At 71.0% G+C, this 15,148-nt stretch carries 13 protein-coding genes; 5 read left to right on the plus strand and 8 right to left on the minus strand.

The genetic code is table 11. The features are described from left to right. Positions 1-24: 24 nt before the first annotated feature. Together OHA25_RS29865 and OHA25_RS29870 are read right to left on the minus strand one after the other, a co-directional pair. On the minus strand, positions 25-1,296 hold the full coding sequence (locus OHA25_RS29865; RefSeq protein WP_327590766.1) for a hypothetical protein: 1,272 nt from the start codon (positions 1,294-1,296) through the stop codon (positions 25-27). Beyond that, complete coding sequence (locus OHA25_RS29870) at positions 1,293-2,492, minus strand: hypothetical protein (RefSeq protein WP_305921820.1); 1,200 nt, start codon at positions 2,490-2,492, stop codon at positions 1,293-1,295. The genes OHA25_RS29865 and OHA25_RS29870 overlap by 4 nt, the downstream gene beginning before the upstream one ends. Before the next feature lie 134 nt (positions 2,493-2,626). On the opposite strand from OHA25_RS29870, the gene OHA25_RS29875 reads away from it, so the two are divergent. From OHA25_RS29875 to OHA25_RS29890, 4 genes are read left to right on the plus strand one after another with little or no spacing between them, the layout of a single operon-like run. Then, positions 2,627-3,580 carry a winged helix DNA-binding domain-containing protein gene (locus OHA25_RS29875; protein WP_327590767.1) on the plus strand — a complete coding sequence of 318 codons (954 nt, stop codon included), beginning with the start codon at positions 2,627-2,629 and terminating at the stop codon, positions 3,578-3,580. Between the two features lie 58 nt (positions 3,581-3,638). Beyond that, a complete protein-coding gene (locus OHA25_RS29880; RefSeq protein ID WP_327590768.1) occupies positions 3,639-4,214 on the plus strand; it encodes an RNA polymerase sigma factor in 576 nt (191 codons plus the stop codon). Next, positions 4,207-4,977 carry a hypothetical protein gene (locus OHA25_RS29885; RefSeq protein ID WP_327590769.1) on the plus strand — a complete coding sequence of 257 codons (771 nt, stop codon included), beginning with the start codon at positions 4,207-4,209 and terminating at the stop codon, positions 4,975-4,977. The genes OHA25_RS29880 and OHA25_RS29885 overlap by 8 nt, the downstream gene beginning before the upstream one ends. Before the next feature lie 28 nt (positions 4,978-5,005). Next, positions 5,006-6,553, plus strand: coding sequence for a heparinase II/III domain-containing protein (locus OHA25_RS29890; RefSeq protein ID WP_327590770.1), 1,548 nt, complete (start codon positions 5,006-5,008; stop codon positions 6,551-6,553). On the opposite strand, the gene OHA25_RS29895 is transcribed toward OHA25_RS29890, so the two are convergent. From OHA25_RS29895 to corA, 5 genes are all read right to left on the minus strand, one after another. Further along, positions 6,526-7,626 (minus strand): FAD-dependent monooxygenase, encoded by a 1,101-nt coding sequence (locus OHA25_RS29895; RefSeq protein ID WP_327590771.1) that lies wholly within the window; start codon positions 7,624-7,626, stop codon positions 6,526-6,528. The two genes, OHA25_RS29890 and OHA25_RS29895, sit on opposite strands and share 28 nt — an antisense overlap. Before the next feature lie 33 nt (positions 7,627-7,659). Further along, the gene (locus OHA25_RS29900) at positions 7,660-8,487 is read right to left on the minus strand and encodes a fumarylacetoacetate hydrolase family protein (protein ID WP_327590772.1); all 828 of its coding nucleotides are present in this window, start codon (positions 8,485-8,487) and stop codon (positions 7,660-7,662) included. A gap of 120 nt (positions 8,488-8,607) precedes the next feature. After that, entirely contained in the window at positions 8,608-9,819 is a 1,212-nt protein-coding gene (locus tag OHA25_RS29905; RefSeq protein WP_327590773.1) for a cytochrome P450, read from the minus strand. 83 nt (positions 9,820-9,902) lie between these two features. Next, entirely contained in the window at positions 9,903-10,634 is a 732-nt protein-coding gene (locus OHA25_RS29910) for a hypothetical protein (RefSeq protein ID WP_327590774.1), read from the minus strand. A gap of 11 nt (positions 10,635-10,645) precedes the next feature. Further along, positions 10,646-11,764: a magnesium/cobalt transporter CorA gene (gene corA, locus OHA25_RS29915; protein WP_327590775.1), complete on the minus strand. Its 1,119-nt coding sequence runs from the start codon at positions 11,762-11,764 to the stop codon at positions 10,646-10,648. A gap of 288 nt (positions 11,765-12,052) precedes the next feature. Here corA and OHA25_RS29920 point away from each other — a divergent pair, with 288 nt between their 5' ends. Next, positions 12,053-12,751 (plus strand): M50 family metallopeptidase, encoded by a 699-nt coding sequence (locus OHA25_RS29920; protein ID WP_327590776.1) that lies wholly within the window; start codon positions 12,053-12,055, stop codon positions 12,749-12,751. 54 nt (positions 12,752-12,805) lie between these two features. Here the strand turns inward: OHA25_RS29920 and OHA25_RS29925 are convergent, their stop codons facing one another. After that, complete coding sequence (locus tag OHA25_RS29925; protein WP_327590777.1) at positions 12,806-15,028, minus strand: thiamine pyrophosphate-dependent enzyme; 2,223 nt, start codon at positions 15,026-15,028, stop codon at positions 12,806-12,808. Between the last annotated feature and the right edge of the window lie 120 nt (positions 15,029-15,148).

Raw genomic sequence — 15,148 nt, forward strand, 5'->3', positions numbered from 1 at the left:
CCGTAGACCTTCCAGAGAACATGCTCATTGCGCGGATCTCCGCGCCCGGACAGCGACCGCCAGCGGCGTGTTCGGCCCCGCCGCCAGGATCAGCTCCTCCTGCAGCCGCCGCCGCGCCGCCGGGGTGAGCCGGTGGAACTGCGGCCCCGGCACATAGCCGCCCGCCTCCTCACCGGCCTTCACCTGGCTCAGCAGCCCGGCGTGCCGCAGCGTCCGAAGCGCCGCCTCCAGCTCGCCGATCGGCAGTTGCGTGTGACGGCGCAGCTCGTCGGCCGGGGTGGGGTGCGGCGACAACCACGAGTCCTCGGGCAGCAGGCCTTCGGCCCGCGGAATGGCCACCGAGTGCACCAGCACCAGCGTCAGCACCGCCCGCTCGCTCACCCCCAACGGCGTTGCGCCAGGCTCCACGGTGGTGAGGGCGTCGTCGTAGCCGGAGATCCAGCGATCGCGGTGCTGGATGAGAGTGCGGCCGCGCCGGGCCAGCATCTCGCCCAGCGTGCGGCGCAGCGCAGGGTCGCGCAGGGCGGCGAAGCGGACTTCCTGCACCGGCTCGGCGGCGTGCTCCACCACCATGAACGCGGCCACCAGCTCGGCTCGCCGCCGCTCGTCGTAGCCGCCCAGCAGATCGTCGAACTCGGCCGTGCCGCCCTCGGCGCGCACTCCGGCCTCCGCCTCCGGAGAAGGGGCCGCCTCGGCGGGGCGGGCGGTGGCCACGATGTCGGCGTCGCGCACCACGGTGAGATCGGGCCGCTCCGGCTCGGGCAGGCGCCGCACCAGCTCCTGGAGCTGCGCGTGCGACTCCACCGGCCACAGGGCGCAACGCGGGCCCAGCACCACCACGCCGTCATCCAGGACGATCCACGCCGAGTCGTGCAGGCGACGCAGCGCCCCGATCGCCCAGTTGCGCATCAGATCGTCGGTACGCCCGATCAACGCCCGGTAGGTGTCCAGCACCAGCTCCACGGGCGCCGGATCCCCCGGCCACGGATCCACGGACAGGTCCGTCCAGCAACACTTCAGCACGGCGGCCAGAACCCGCCTGGTCTCGCCGGCCCGCTCCACGGGGACGGCCGCCACCTGGTATTCGTCCAGCAACGACGGCGTCACCCCGTCGGGCCACACCGGCACGGCATGCCCGGTGGAGTCCGGCCACGTCAGGCGCACCATCCCGGCGGGCGCGGCCACCGAGGCCCCGAGCGACAGCGGCCCGCCCGAACGGGCCCGTGCATGCGCGACCCGCCCCTCGAGCGCCCCGGCAAGCGTCTGCGCGGCGCCGGGCTTGTCCGTCGTGCTCATTGGACCCGCTCCAGCCATCCGTGCGACAACCACGCCGGCTCGCGGCCGGGGTCGATCGTCAGCTCATCGGACCAGGCCAGCCGGTAAGGCAGCTCGGGACGCAGGTCGACCGTGGTCAGGTCGGCCAGGAGGCGGCGGGCCGACGGCCAGTCGGGGCCGAGCACGTCGGCGAGCGCCACCCGGGAGGCGTCGCCCAGCAACGACTCGGCCACCGATCGAAGCCGCTCCATCGCCGCGCCCGGTGAGGAGTCGAGCGCGTCGGAAGGCCCGGGATCGGGCAGGGTGGAGCGCGGGGGAGTGGGCTGGGCAGGCGCCGGTCGCGGCGCCTCGTCCACGGCGCGGGCGATGGCGGCCGGGTCGTGCCACGGCGCCGGCGCGTCGAACACGAACCCGTCGAGCACGGCGGCCAGCCGCTCCTTCGTGGCGGTCTGCGCGAACGTCCGCCACGTCTCCGTCGGCAGCAACGTCAGATTGCGCGTGGTGCCCGCCGAGTCGGCCAGGCGACCGGCGGCCCGGCGGGAGGCGTCGCTGTAGGAGTAGATCGCCGCCCGCAGATCGGTGCACACCCGGTCGAGCTCGGGCCAGCGGGTCAGGATCGTGCCATGCAGCCCCTGCGCGCGCCGGGCGATCTCCTCGGTGCCCCACAGCTTGGGCGCCTGCTCACGCAGCTCCTCGATGGTGCCCGTGGTGAGCGTGATCAGCTCCAGCGCCCACAGCCGGAACGCCCGCGCCAGGTTGACCGCGCTCTGCCTGGCCTCCTCCATCGTGGTGCGCGGGTCGGCGACATTGAGGTCCTCGAGGGCCAGCAGCCGGTGCATCTCCGACTGCCCGCCGTCGTCCATCATCCGGCGGATGAACATCAGCCCGACCACGCTCGTGAACGACGCCCGATAACGCAGCTGGTTGGGCTTGGGGAACACCTCGCGGATCGCGCCCAGCCCCTTGAGCACCCGCAGCCGGTTGTCGAACTGGTCGCTCGGGTAGGCCCGGCAGGCGAAGCGCATCTGCTCGTGCGTCAGCCACTCCTCGCCCGCCTCCGCGAACGCCGCGAACAGCGTCTCGGCGATGTCCACCAGGGCCGGGTCGTCCACCACGGCGCCGCTGTCGCGGGCCAGCGCGGCGAACATGCGGCGGTAGGTGGACAGCACCGCCTCGTCGGTGAGGACGGTGTCGAGGGTCAAGGGCTGTTCGGGCACGCGCACTAAGGTACGACGTCCGACCGACACTCACGGAACCCAACGCGGCTACCAGCCGGTACGCACACGCCGGCGGCGCAGCGGGTGCCCACCACTCGCCTGCGCCGGCGACTGCTCCTACGATGATCCACGCGATGAGAAGCATCGAGGCACAACTCCTGCACCGCCCGTCCGGCCTGACCGCGGGCGAGATCGTCCGACGCCTGGTGGCCGTGCAGGCCCAGGACGTGCCCGCCGCCCTTCTCGCCTTCCGCGCCCGCTCGGCCACCCTCAGCCCGGCCGACGTCGAGGCCGCCTGGCACGGTCGCGAGATCGTGAGGACCTGGGGCCCGCGCGGCACACTCCACTTCGCCCACATCGACGACCTGCCCTGGGTCCATGCGCTGACCAGGCGCGACACGCACATCCTGCGCCGCCTGCGCGAGGAAGGCGTCACCGCCGACGACCCCCTCGGCCTCATCGCGGGAACGCTCGACGGCCAGGGCCCGCTCACCAAGGCCGACCTGGAGGACCGCCTGACCGGCCGCGCCCGCGGCCAGGGGATCGTCGCCCTCGTGGCGCTGGCCGCGTACCACGGACTGGCCGTGCTGGGCCCGCTCCACGCGGGCAAACCCACCTACGTGCACGCGGCCGACTGGCTGGGCGCTCCCGTCGTCCCCGAGCCTGACCACGAACGCGCGCTCAAAGAGCTGGCCATCCGCTACCGCCGTGCCCACCACCCCGCCGCGCCCGAGGACCTGGCCGCCTGGTCGGGCCTGCCGCTCGGTCAGGCCCGCGCGGCCTGGGGCATGAGCGCGGACGAGCCGCCGCCCGACCGGGAAGGGCCGGGGGCACGCCTGCTGCCCGCGTTCGACGAATACCTGATGGGCTGGCGGAGCCGGGACCCGATCCTGGCCGCCGAGCACGCGAAGCAGGTGTTCCCCGGCGGCGGCGTCCTGCGGCCCGTCGTGCTGGTGGACGGCGTGATCAAGGGTGTCTGGGGGAGAAAGGGCGCGCAGGTGAGCGTGCGGCCGTTCGAGTCACTGCCGGCCGGCCTGCTCGACGACGAGATCGCCGACGTGCGCCGCTTCCTCGCGGGGGAGCCGTGAAAGCAAACCGGTGTATCGGGAGATAACAAACGACCACTGATACATCGGAAGGGTGCACATGACGGGGGAGACCATCGCGGCGGCGGTGCCGTGGGCCGCACGCGCACCCGGGGCCCTGCACGCCGACGGGTTCGCCGAGGTGTTCGGCGCCTACTTCGGGGAGATCCACACCTATGTCGCCCAACGGCTCGGCCCCGACCACGCCGAGGACGTCGTCGCGGAGACGTTCCTCATCGCGTTCCGCAAGCGCGCCACCTATGACCCGTCCCGCGCGGCCGTACGCACCTGGTTGTACGGCATCGCCACCAAGCTCATCGGCAAACACCGCCGCCTCGAGGCCCGCGCCCTGCGCGCGCTCGGCCGCTGCGGCCCCGACGGGGACTCCCCGGGGCACGAGGACGCGGTCGCGGTCCGGGTCAGCGCCCAGAGCCTGCGCCCCGAGCTGGCCGCCGCCCTCGCGGAGCTGGATCGGCGCGACCGGGACGTGCTGCTGCTGGTCGCGCTCGCCGGGCTGAGCCACGACGAGATCGCCACCGCGCTCGGCATCCCGTACGGCACCGTCGGCTCCCGGCTGAGCCGGGCACGGAAGAAGCTGCGCGCCCTGCTCGGTGAGGCGGTGCTGGTCCATGGATGACCTCGAGCTCGTCCGCGACCTGTACGGCCGGCCGCGGCCCGGCCCGGACGCCCAGGACAGGGTGTGGCGGCGCGTGGTGTCCCGGCGCCGGCGACGGCGGCTGTCATGGCTGGCGGTCGTCCCGGCCATGGCGGCGGCGCTCGCCCTGGTCTTCACCGTCCACCAGCCCCAAGAGCTGTCCGGCCGGTCGATCCTGCTCTCGGCGGCCACCACGGCCGCCTCCGGATCGGGCGGGACGTACTGGCACGTCAAGAAGCTGCACGACGGCGGCCGGGTGACCGAGCTCTGGGTGACCAGGCAGGGCCAGGCGTGGGCCGCCGAACAGGGCAGGATCACGCGCGTCACCGGCAGGTCGCCGTTCAGCATGGCCGGGCGGGACCTGACGGTCCAGCAGATCCAGAGCCTCCCCGCCGAGCCGGGCGCGCTGCGGAAGCGGGTTGCCGCGATGTTGCCCGCCGGCTCGGAACGGCTCCTCGCCGACGCGCTCGCCGGCCTGCTGTGGACCAAGCCGTCCGCTCCGGCCGTGCGCGCCGCCGCCTACCGCGCGCTCGCCGACCTGCCGGAGGTCCGCTACCTCGGCGCCCGTACGGACACGCGGGGCCGCGCCGGTGAGGCGTTCTCCTTCAGCCTGCCCGCCGGCGGCCGGCGCACCCTGATCATCGACCAGGCCACCTCACAGGTGTTGTCCAGCGTGGACAGCGGCGGCCGCGCCGAGATCGTGCTCGGCGCGGGCTGGACCGACCGCGGCCCCGACCTTCCCTGACCCTTCCCCCCGCAACAGGAGCCGCGAGGTGTTCTGGCGTGCCCGCACGACCTCAGGCAGGGCCATTTGCCTGAGCGACCGGTTTCCCGTGATCAAGGTGGAGGAGGTGATGCGCGGCCGGGTCACGTTCGCCGGGCTGCCGCCCGTCGAGCTCGGCGCCGACGTCGACTGGACCGCGAACCCGCTCGGCAACCGCTCCTGGGCGCTCAACCTGCACACCCTGCGCTGGCTGGGCGGCCTGGTCGCCGCATACGAGCGGACCGGCGAGAGCACGTACCTGGACCGCGCCCGCACCCTGGCCGAGCACTGGATCCGCGAGAACCCGCGCGGCGCCCACGGGATCAGCCCGTGGGCGTGGGCCGAGCACGCAGTCGCCCTGCGCGCCCCGGTGCTGGTGTGTCTCAGCGAACACCTCCGCACCGGCGTGCTGTGGGACAGCCTGGCCGAGCACGGCGAGATCCTCGCCGACCCCGCGCTCTACCGGTCCGGCCACAACCACGGCCTGGACCAGGACATCGCGCTGCTGGTCGTCGGCTGCCGGCTGGGCCGCGGCCGCTGGCGGGACCTGGCCGTGCGCAGGATGACGGCCTCCGCCGAGTTGGCCATCGACGCCCAGGGCGTGCTGCACGAGCAGGCCCCCCGCTACGGCCTGTACGTGCACCGCCGGCTCGGCATCGCCCTGCGGGCCATCCGCGAGAGCGGCGCCGAGCCGCCGGAGCGGCTGGTGGCCAGGCGGACGGCGCTGGAGGCGTACATCGCGCACGCCACCCAGCCCGACGGCCGGCTCGTCCCCATCGGCGACAGCCCGGCCGACGTGCGCGCGGACGGGTTTCCCCATGATGGGCCGGTGGTGCGAGTGTTCGATGGCGGGTACGTCTTCGGGCGGACCGCCTGGGACGATCCGCGTTCCGCCTACTACTCGATCAGGTTCGGCCCGGGGCGGCGGCTGCACGGGCACGAGGATCACCTGGGCGTCACCTACAGCGCCCAAGGCCGCCGGATCCTGGTGGAGGCCGGGTTCCACTCCTACGAGCGGACCGGCTTCGTGGAGTGGACCCGCTCGCCCGAGGCGCACAACGTGCCGGTCGTCACCGGGACCTTCAGGCCCGGCACGGCCACCCGCCTGACCGGCTCCACGATCGGGCCGTCGCGCCAGGCCTTCGAGCTGGCCGACGAGGCCTACGGGGTGCGGAGGACCCGGCACGTCCTCGTCAACCACGGGCCCGACCTGATGGCCGTGCGCGACACCGTCCGGCGCGGGACGCTGCGCAGCTTGTGGCACTTCGACCCGGCGCTGGAGGTGGTCTCCCGGGGCGACGGCGCGGTGGTGCTCGGCGACGGGGACCGGCGGGTGACGCTGCTCCAGCTGCCGGGGGACGGGCAGGCGGTGCGTCCCGGGCTGGTGTGCACCGGGTACCTGCGTACGGCGGAGGCGGTCACCGTGCTGTCCCCCGAGGCGGTCGGCGTGCTGACGGTGATCGTCCCGGGCGAAGCCAAGCTGTCCGCATCCGGAGACGTCGTGACCGTCCACACGCCGGATGGCCCCGTTCAGCTGCCGTACAGCCAGTCGACGTAGGTGTGGCTCGCCATGTCCCTGGTGCGGAACAGCTCGTTACGCAGCACCCTCGCCACCCCGTCCACGTGCCAGATGTCGCCCCACAGGCGGGCCGTGGTCTGGACCCGCGCCGTGCGCGGGACGCGGATCTCCTGGTAGGCGGCCAGCGCCCGGTCCCAGTCCCCGCCCGCAGCCTGCTCGGCCAGGACGTGGGCGTCCTCGATCGCCTGGCAGGCGCCTTGGGCCAGGTACTGCAACATCGGGTGGGCCGCGTCCCCGAGCAGGGCCAGCCGTCCCCGTACCCACGTGTTGATGGGCGGCCGGTCCAGCATGGGCCAGTGGCGGTCCCGCCACAGGTAGGGCAAGCCCTTGCCGATCTCCGCGCAGCAGCCGCCGAAGGTCGCCTCCAGCTCGCCGGGGCCGCGGAAGACGGCGACCTGGTTGAGCAGCTCGCCGCCGCGCAGGGCGTACTGGACGAAGTGGCACTCGGGCCCGATGTACGCGACCACGTCCGCGGTGTCGAAGTCCCCCGGAAGCGGACACGTACCTCTATAGGCGACATATCCGGAATTCTCGGGTTCGTCGGACGCCAGCTGCGCACGCAGACCCGACTGCAGCCCGTCCGCCGCCACCACCACGCTGCCCTCGTGCACCGACCCGTCCACGCAGTGGGCCCGCGCCCGCTCGCCCTCGGTCGTCACCCGCTCGACGTGCTGCCCGTTCAGCAGCTCGACGCCTGCCTCGGCGCAGGCGTCGAGCAGGATGGCGTGCAGATCGCTGCGGTGTGCCACGACGTACGGCGCGCCGTAGCGCCGCCTGAACTCCTCGCCCAGGTCCAGGTGCGTGAGCTCCTCGCCGGTCAGGGCGTCGCGGAAGACCAGCCGCCGGGGCAGCACCCCGGCCGCGACCACCCGGTCGAGCAGGCCCCAGGCGGCCAGCGCGCGGGTGGCGTTCGGGCCCAGTTGCAGGCCCGCGCCGACCTCGCCGAACTCGGGCGAGCGCTCCAGCACCCGCACCGACCGCCCGGCCCTCGCCTGCGCGAAGGCCGCCGCCAGCCCGCCGATCCCACCGCCGACGACCAGCACCTCACTCACGACCACACCTGTCTCCCGCGCGCCGGCCGGCACTCATCGGCCATGGCGGCGCGCCATGTTCACCAGCTCCCCGACCCCGGCGATCCGCGTCACGACCTTGCTGCCGTCCGCCAGGTAGCGCGGCGGCTTGCGGGCATGCCCGACGCCGCCCGGCGTGCCGGTGGCGATGACGTCGCCCGGCCGCAACGTGAGGATCTCCGACAGGTACGCGATCAGCTCCGCGGGCGAGAACACCAGGTCGCCGACGTCCGCCTGCTGCATCCCCTCCCCGTCCACCTCGCACACCATGGTCATCGGAGCCCCGTCCACCTCGTCCGGTGTCACGAGATAGGGGCCGAACGGCGTGGTGGCCTCGAACGTCTTCCCCTGGAGCCACTGCAGCGTGCGGTTCTGGTAGTCCCGGGCCGTCACGTCGTTGAACACCGAGTAACCCGCGATGCACGCCGGCGCCTGCTCGGCGGGCACGTGCCGCGCCGTCGTACCGATGATCACCGCCAGCTCGGCCTCCCAGTCCATGGCCTGGGAGACGGCCGGCAGCACGATGTCGTCATACGGCCCGATCAGCGCCTCGGCGAACTTCGCGAACACCGTCGGATGCTCGGGCAGCTCCCGCCCCATCTCCAAGATGTGGTTGCGGTAGTTGAGCCCCACACAGATGATCTTCCCGGGCCGGGGCACCACGGGCGCGAGATCAGCCGTGGACAGCGGATGCCTGGGGCCGTCGGCGGTGGCCGCGATCTCCCGCCACTGCGGATCGGCCAGCAACACGCCGACATCGGGCGCGCCGATCTCCACAGCGTGATCATCGTCGATGCGGGCGGCCGTCGTCCGGCGCGGCAGCCGCAGTGTCGCGAGCCTCACCCGAGCCCTCCTTGGGGCGTGCCGTCGAATAGGAGCGTCATGGGCCCCCACGCTATGAGATGCGTTCCGCGCGCCGCATCAGCGTTCTGCTGTGAAGAACGAGCCCGTGCTCGCCCTCGGCTATCCGCCGTCGCCCACGGGTGGAGCCGGAGTGAAGCGCACGGGCATGGACTCGTACCCGGAGACGAAGTTGGCGGCGCGGTAGGCGGGCTCTTCCTCCTCGACCGGCTCCATGTCCGGGAGGCGGGACAGCAACCGCTCGAACATCACCCGCAACTCCAGCCGGGCCAGGCTGTTGCCGAGGCAGAAGTGGCCGCCGAGCCCGAACGCGATGTGGTCGTTGGGCCGCCGTCCCACGTCGAAGCGGTCCGGGGCGGTGAAGACGTCGGCGTCGCGGTTGGCCGAGGGGTAGAGCAGCAGGACGTTGTCACCCTTGCGGATGAGCTGGCCGCCCAGTTCGACGTCCCGGGTGGCGGTGCGGTTCATGTTCTTGATCGGTGACACCCAGCGCAGCATCTCCTCCACCGCGACGGGAATGCCCTCCGGGTCGTCGATCAGCTTCCGGCGCTGCTCCGGATGCTGAAAGAGCTGGTACGCGCCTCCGGACAGGACGTGCCGGGTGGTCTCGTCCCCGCCGATCAGAATGAGCAGCGACTCGTACACGAGCGAGTCGTGGTCGAGCCGCTCGCCGTCGGTCTCGGCGTGCACCAGCACGCTGATGAGGTCCTCCCGCGGCCCCGCGCGGCGATCGGCGATCACCGTGCTCACGTAGGCCTGGTATTCCTCGAACGCCTCACCCGCGCGGATCAGCTCCGTGTCGTCGGAGATCCCCGTCAACCCGCGCAACATGTCGTCGGACCACCTCATGAGGTCCTCGCGGTCTTCCGGCGCGACCCCGAGGGCGTCACCGATCACGATCAGCGGCAGCGGCGCGGCGAGGTCCCACACGAAGTCGCAGGTGCCGCGCTCACAGACCCGGTCGATGAGGCCATCGCAGATCATCCGGATCCGGTCCTCCTGCGCGGCGACCCGGCGCGGTGTGAAGCCGCGGTTCACCAGCCTGCGCCGGCTGAGATGCTCGGGGTCGTCCATGTCGATCATCATGGGCAGCCGGCCGGTCTCCACCCGGATGCCTCCGGCACTGGAGAAGATCTCCGGGTGCAGCGACGCGTATCGCACGTCGCGGTGTTTGGCCAGGCCCCATGCGTTGGATTCGTCATCCCGGTACACCGGGGCGTTCTCCCGCATCCACCGCAGCTCGTCGTGCGGGTTACGGCCCCAGAACGCGCCGCTGATGAGCGCGATGGCGTCGTTGGTCGGATGGTCGGCCATGAGACTCTCCTTTGCGGAACCGGAACCGGTGTCGCGCCTCATGGCGATCATTACTCGACTTCCCGATAGACGCCATCGCCCTGTCACGCGACCTTGGAAGCGGCTGCCGTCCAGGTGTTGCACGCGCCCGGCCGGCCCGACTCGTACCCCTTCTTGATCCAGGAGAGGCGGTTGGCGGTCGTGCCGTGGAATCGGTTCTTCCAGAAGTCCGGCACCTTGATGACGGGCTTCCAGTCCTTGACCACCCGCCCCACGCTCTTCGCCGAGACCCCCGCGAAGCAGTCGATCTGCAGGTAATACCGGCGGTTGTGCTCATCCATGACGGATTCCACGGCGCCGTTCTCCAGCGACCACCATGCCTCGCCGATGCCGGTCTGGCCGGTGACGACCCCGCTCCACGTCCTGACGATGGACGTGAAAACCTTGAGATCGTCCTTCGCCTTGATCCAGTCATCGGCCAGCCGCACGCTGATGGTGGTGGCGCAGATCTCCGACATGGAGCCGGAGAGGTCCATGCCGGTGGAGCAGGACCGTTTGTCAGAGGTCCCCTTGAATGTCACCTCGACCGGCTTGAAATCCTTGATGGCCGGCTTCCACGCCGTGTTCAGGCAGCCGACAAGCTTGGTGACGTATTTCCTGGTCGAGGCGGAGCTCGTGCCCTTGCTCAGCTTGCAGGAAACCTTCGGGAGCTTGGCCGCCTTGTAGAGCTCGTTGTGGGTCAGCTCAGGGGCGCCCTTGATCGGCTCGGCGTGCGCCGCCGCACCGGAAAACAGCGCCAGGCCGGCGGCCGTCCCCGCTAATACACGATTGATCATGAACGTGCATACTAGAGCCAATCCCGCCGTTTGAAGACCACGTAGAGAACGAGGCAGACGACGGCCATGAGCAGGATCGCGAACGGATAGCCGAACGCCCAGTGGGTTTCCGGCATGAAATCGAAATTCATCCCGTAAATGGTCCCCACCAAAGTCGGCGCGAACAGGATGGCCGCCCAGGCGGAGATCTTCTTGACCTCTTCGCCCTGCTGGATGCTCGCCTCCGTCATGCGCGCCATCTCCGCGTTCTGCGCCTGCGTCACCAGTGTCGAGTTGACGACCAGGATGTTCTGCAGCATCTGCCGGAAGGCCGAGATCCGCTCCGCGACCGTGATCGCGTGGTCGGCCACGTCACGCAGGTAGCTCTGCAGCTCGTCGTTGACCCCGTACTTCGCGGCCCCCGCGATGAGGCCGTGGATCATCCCGACCAGTGGCGCGGTGGCTCGCTGGAACTCGATGACCTCGCCGGACAGCTCGTACACGCGGCGCGACACCGACGGGTCCCCGCCGAAGACCTGGACCTCGATCTCCTCGATGTCCTTCTGCAGCCCGGCCACCACCGGCGCGTAGCCGTCGACCACGGCGTCGAGTATCGCGTAGAGCACCGCCTGCGGGCCCTGCCGGAGCAGGTCGGGGTCGGACTCCATGCGCTTGCGCACCGCGTGCAGATCGGGCGCCTCGGCATGCCGTACGGTGATCACGAAGTTGGGGCCGATGAAGACGTGTACCTCGCCGAAGGCGACCTCCTCCACGTCGTCCAGGTAGCGGGCGGCGCGCAGCACCACGAACAGCGTGTCTCCGTAGCGGTCGGCCTTGGGTCGCTGAGAGCCGACGATGGCGTCCTCCAGCGCCAGCTCGTGCAGCTCGAACTCCTCGCCGAGCTTGACCAGCTCCCACTCCTTGGGCCGGTACAGCCCGATCCAGGCCATGCTGCCCGGCATCTCCTTGAGGCGTTCGAAGGCGTCGGCCAGCGAGCCGGGGTTGTCGACGCGCTCACCGTCCTGGTAGATCGCGTTGTCGATGACCGTCGGCCGGTACGGACGCTCTTCTGCGGCGCGTGGGTCCATCGAGTGTTCGGGCGCCTCCTCGCGGGCCTCGCCGCTGCGCCTGAAACCTCTGACCCTGGCCATGTTCACACTCCCGAACGACTGCTGTGCGGGGCCGAGTTGCTGCGCGGTCCGGCCCCTGATGGTCTTGCGCCATATCGGCGTCCACCCGAAGGGCACCGCGTGCGGTCGGCCGCGACCAGTGCCGGACCTCGAGCCTGTCGTGATGGCGGACAATTCAGATTGTCGTCGAATCTGAACTGTGCGTCGATTTCGCCATCCATCCCGGACTACCTGCCCGTGGTCCATACCCGGCCAGAATGTTGTTCTGTGGCCGCGGCCGAGTCTTTGCCCGGATAGGGTTTCTCCTCGATGGACAACTTCTGGGCCCACCTGATCAAGGTTCAGCCTGACCCCGACCCTTGGGTCGTGGTGGTCTCGGCTCTGGTCGCGCTCGTGATCGTCGGTTTCCGCATGTCCTGGCAGCTGTCCCGGGGCCTGATCACGATCGCCCACGAGGGCGGCCACGCGCTGATGGCACTGGTCACCCGGCGCAAACTCGAAGGCATCCGCCTGCACTCCGACACCTCCGGCGTGACGTTGACCAGGGGCCGGCCCACCGGGCCCGGCATGATCCTGACCGCGCTGGCGGGCTATCTGGCGCCGCCGCTGCTCGGTCTGGCCGCCGCCTGGCTCACCGCGCAGGGGCGCATCACGCTGCTGATCTGGACCGTCCTGCTGTTCCTGGTCTGCATGCTGCTGCTGATCCGCAACCTCTACGGCGCGCTGATCCTCCTGACGACGGGCGGCGCCGTGTTCGCCCTGATCATGTACGCGGCCGCCGAGATCCAGCAGGTCGTCGCCCTGGTCGCGGTGTGGTTCCTGCTGCTGGGCGGGATCCGGCCGATCATCGAGCTGCAGCAGAAGCGGCGCAGGCGGCAGGCGAGGGACTCCGACGCCGACCAGCTGGCGCGGCTGACGTTCCTGCCGGGCGGCTTTTACGTGTTCTTCTTCTTCCTGGTGTCGCTCACCGCCGCGGTCTTCGGTGGATATCTCATGAATCCGCTCTAGTCCCGGACATTCGCACAAGCTCTCACCCGCAGCACGGCGAGAGGCGCACGGGCCTCAGCCGAGGAGCTTGCGTGCCGCCTGCTCGATCTCCTCCTCCGACAGCAGCACGTGATCGGCCGCCGCTCCCAGAGGGATGAAGCTGTCGGCCGAGGTCACCCGGGCCACCGACCCGGTGTATCCGGCGTCGGCCAGCTCGGCCATGATGCCCTCCGAGACGGCCCCGGTGTGCCGGGTCTCGTCGGCGATCAGCACCTTGCCCGTCAGCTCGGCGGCCCGCAGCAGGTCGTCCAGCGGCAGCGGCGCCAGCCAGCGCAGGTCGAGGACGCGGCAGCCGTATCCCTCCTGGGTCAGCCGCACGGCGGCCCGCAGGCTCATCCGCAGCCCGTTGCCGAACGTCACGATCGTCAGGTCGCGCCCGTCGCCGTAGGAGCGCGCCCGCCCGATCGGCACGTGTGTCTCCGCCCACCGCGCGGGCGGCACGTAGGGCGACAGCCACCCCCCGTCGCCGTCGTCGAACAGATCCCGCGTGTGGTAGAGCGCGATCGGCTCCAGGAACACGCACACCGACCCGCACGTCTGAGCCGCCGCCAGGCACGTGCGGAGCATCGCGGCCGCGTCGTCCGGCCGCGACGGCGAGGCGATGACCAGCCCCGGGATGTCGCGCAGCGCGGCGATCGCGTTGTCGTTGTGGAAATGCCCGCCGAACCCCTTCTGGTAGGCGTAGCCGGCCACCCGCACCACCATCGGGTTGCGGTAGGCGTGGCGCGAGAAGAACGACAGCGTGGCCGCCTCGCCGCGGATCTGGTCGAGCGCGTTGTGCAGGTAAGCCAGGTATTGGATCTCCGGGACGGGCAGCAGGCCGGACACGCCGGCGCCGAGCGCCAGCCCCAGGATGGCCTGCTCGTCCAGCAGCGTGTCGAACACCCGCGCCGCCCCGAACCGCTTCTGCAGCCCCCGGGTTACGCCGTAGACACCGCCCTTCTTCGCGACGTCCTCGCCGAACACCGTCATGTCCGGGTAGACGGTCAGCGCGTCGGCCAGCGTACGGTTGATCGCCATCGAGAGCGTCATCGGCTTGTCGTTCTCCGGCAGCGACCCGGCGAACGCCTTTTCCCTGGCCTGACCCGACGCCGCCATCGGGCTGATCTTGGCGATCAGCTCGGGATTGCGCGGCGCGATCGGCTCCATGATCTCCCTGGCGGTGCCCAGCCGCGGGCTGCGCGTGGTCTCCAGCGCGATGCGCAGCACGTGCTCGCGCATGGACTCGTAGGTCTTGAGCAGCTCCTCCGGAGTCTCCAGTCCCGCCTCGACCAGCAGCGCCGCCGTGCGCACCAGCGGGTCGCGCTCGAGGTCGGCCCTGATCTCGCGCTGCGTGCGGTAGGCCACCTCGACGTCCGACCCGGCGTGCCCCATCAGCCGCACCATGGACAGGTGCAGGAACGCGGGGGAGCGGTGGGTGCGCACGTGCTCGACGGCGCGTACGGCGACGTCATAGGCGTCGGCCAGGTCGCAGCCGTCGGCGGCGAAGTATTCGATGCCAGGACGCCGCGCGGCCGCCTCCACCCAGCCCTTGGGCGTGCGGACGCTGATGCCGATGCCGTTGTCCTCGCACACGAACAGGATCGGCAGCGGCTGCCCCTGGAAGGTCGCATAGGAGGCGGTGTTGAAGCCGGACAGCGCGCTCGCGTGGTTGATCGAGGCGTCGCCGAAGCTGCACACCGTGATCGCGTCGTCCTGCTTCCACCGGGAGGGCGTGCCGAGGGCCCTGGCCCGCTCGATGGCGAAGGCCACTCCCACAGCCCTGGGCAGATGGCTGGCGATCGTCGAGGTCTGCGGGATGACGGCCAGGTCGGGGTGGCCGAACACCTTGTGCCTGCCGCCCGCGATCGGCTCTTCCGCCGATGCGGCCACGCCCATGAGCACATCTCTGATGCCCTGCTCGGGGACCCGCTCGGCCTGCTCCGACCGGGTCAGGTAGAACGCGCCGGAACGGTAGTGGAGCAACGCGGGGTCACCGGGCCGCAGCGCGGCGGCGACGGCGGCGTTGCCCTCGTGGCCGGCCGAGCCGATCGTGTAGAAGCCCTCGTCCTGCTCGCGCAGCCAGCGGGCGGCGATGTCGAGCAGGCGGCTCTCGAGCTGGCGGCGGAACAGCGACCTGCACTGCTCGCCGGTCAGCGTCGTGCCCGCGCGGACCGGCAGACCGGGATCTCGCGCGGGACCTGCCGTCAGCGTTGCAACCGTCTGGGTGAAATGAGTCTCAACAGTGTCGCGCGCCACACCATCGATTATGTCTTTGATCGGCGCTGCCGTCTGCTGGACGCCGGTGACATGTTGTGGACCGGTGTTATTGACCCCGATCAATAACGGTTTGTCAGTATCCACAACTTTCTCGGCCGT

Source organism: Nonomuraea sp. NBC_00507 (assembly GCF_036013525.1).
GTDB lineage: Bacteria > Actinomycetota > Actinomycetes > Streptosporangiales > Streptosporangiaceae > Nonomuraea.

Bases quoted from the DNA above. Each gene is read 5' to 3' on its own strand.
- OHA25_RS29875 (WP_327590767.1), top strand. From the start codon at position 2,627: ATGAGAAGCATCGAGGCACAACTCCTGCACCGCCCGTCCGGCCTGACC.
- OHA25_RS29885 (WP_327590769.1), top strand. From the start codon at position 4,207: ATGGATGACCTCGAGCTCGTCCGCGACCTGTACGGCCGGCCGCGGCCC.
- OHA25_RS29910 (WP_327590774.1), bottom strand. From the start codon at position 10,634: ATGATCAATCGTGTATTAGCGGGGACGGCCGCCGGCCTGGCGCTGTTT.
- corA (WP_327590775.1), bottom strand. From the start codon at position 11,764: ATGGCCAGGGTCAGAGGTTTCAGGCGCAGCGGCGAGGCCCGCGAGGAG.
- OHA25_RS29880 (WP_327590768.1), top strand. From the start codon at position 3,639: ATGACGGGGGAGACCATCGCGGCGGCGGTGCCGTGGGCCGCACGCGCA.
- OHA25_RS29905 (WP_327590773.1), bottom strand. From the start codon at position 9,819: ATGGCCGACCATCCGACCAACGACGCCATCGCGCTCATCAGCGGCGCG.
- OHA25_RS29865 (WP_327590766.1), bottom strand. From the start codon at position 1,296: ATGAGCACGACGGACAAGCCCGGCGCCGCGCAGACGCTTGCCGGGGCG.
- OHA25_RS29920 (WP_327590776.1), top strand. From the start codon at position 12,053: ATGGACAACTTCTGGGCCCACCTGATCAAGGTTCAGCCTGACCCCGAC.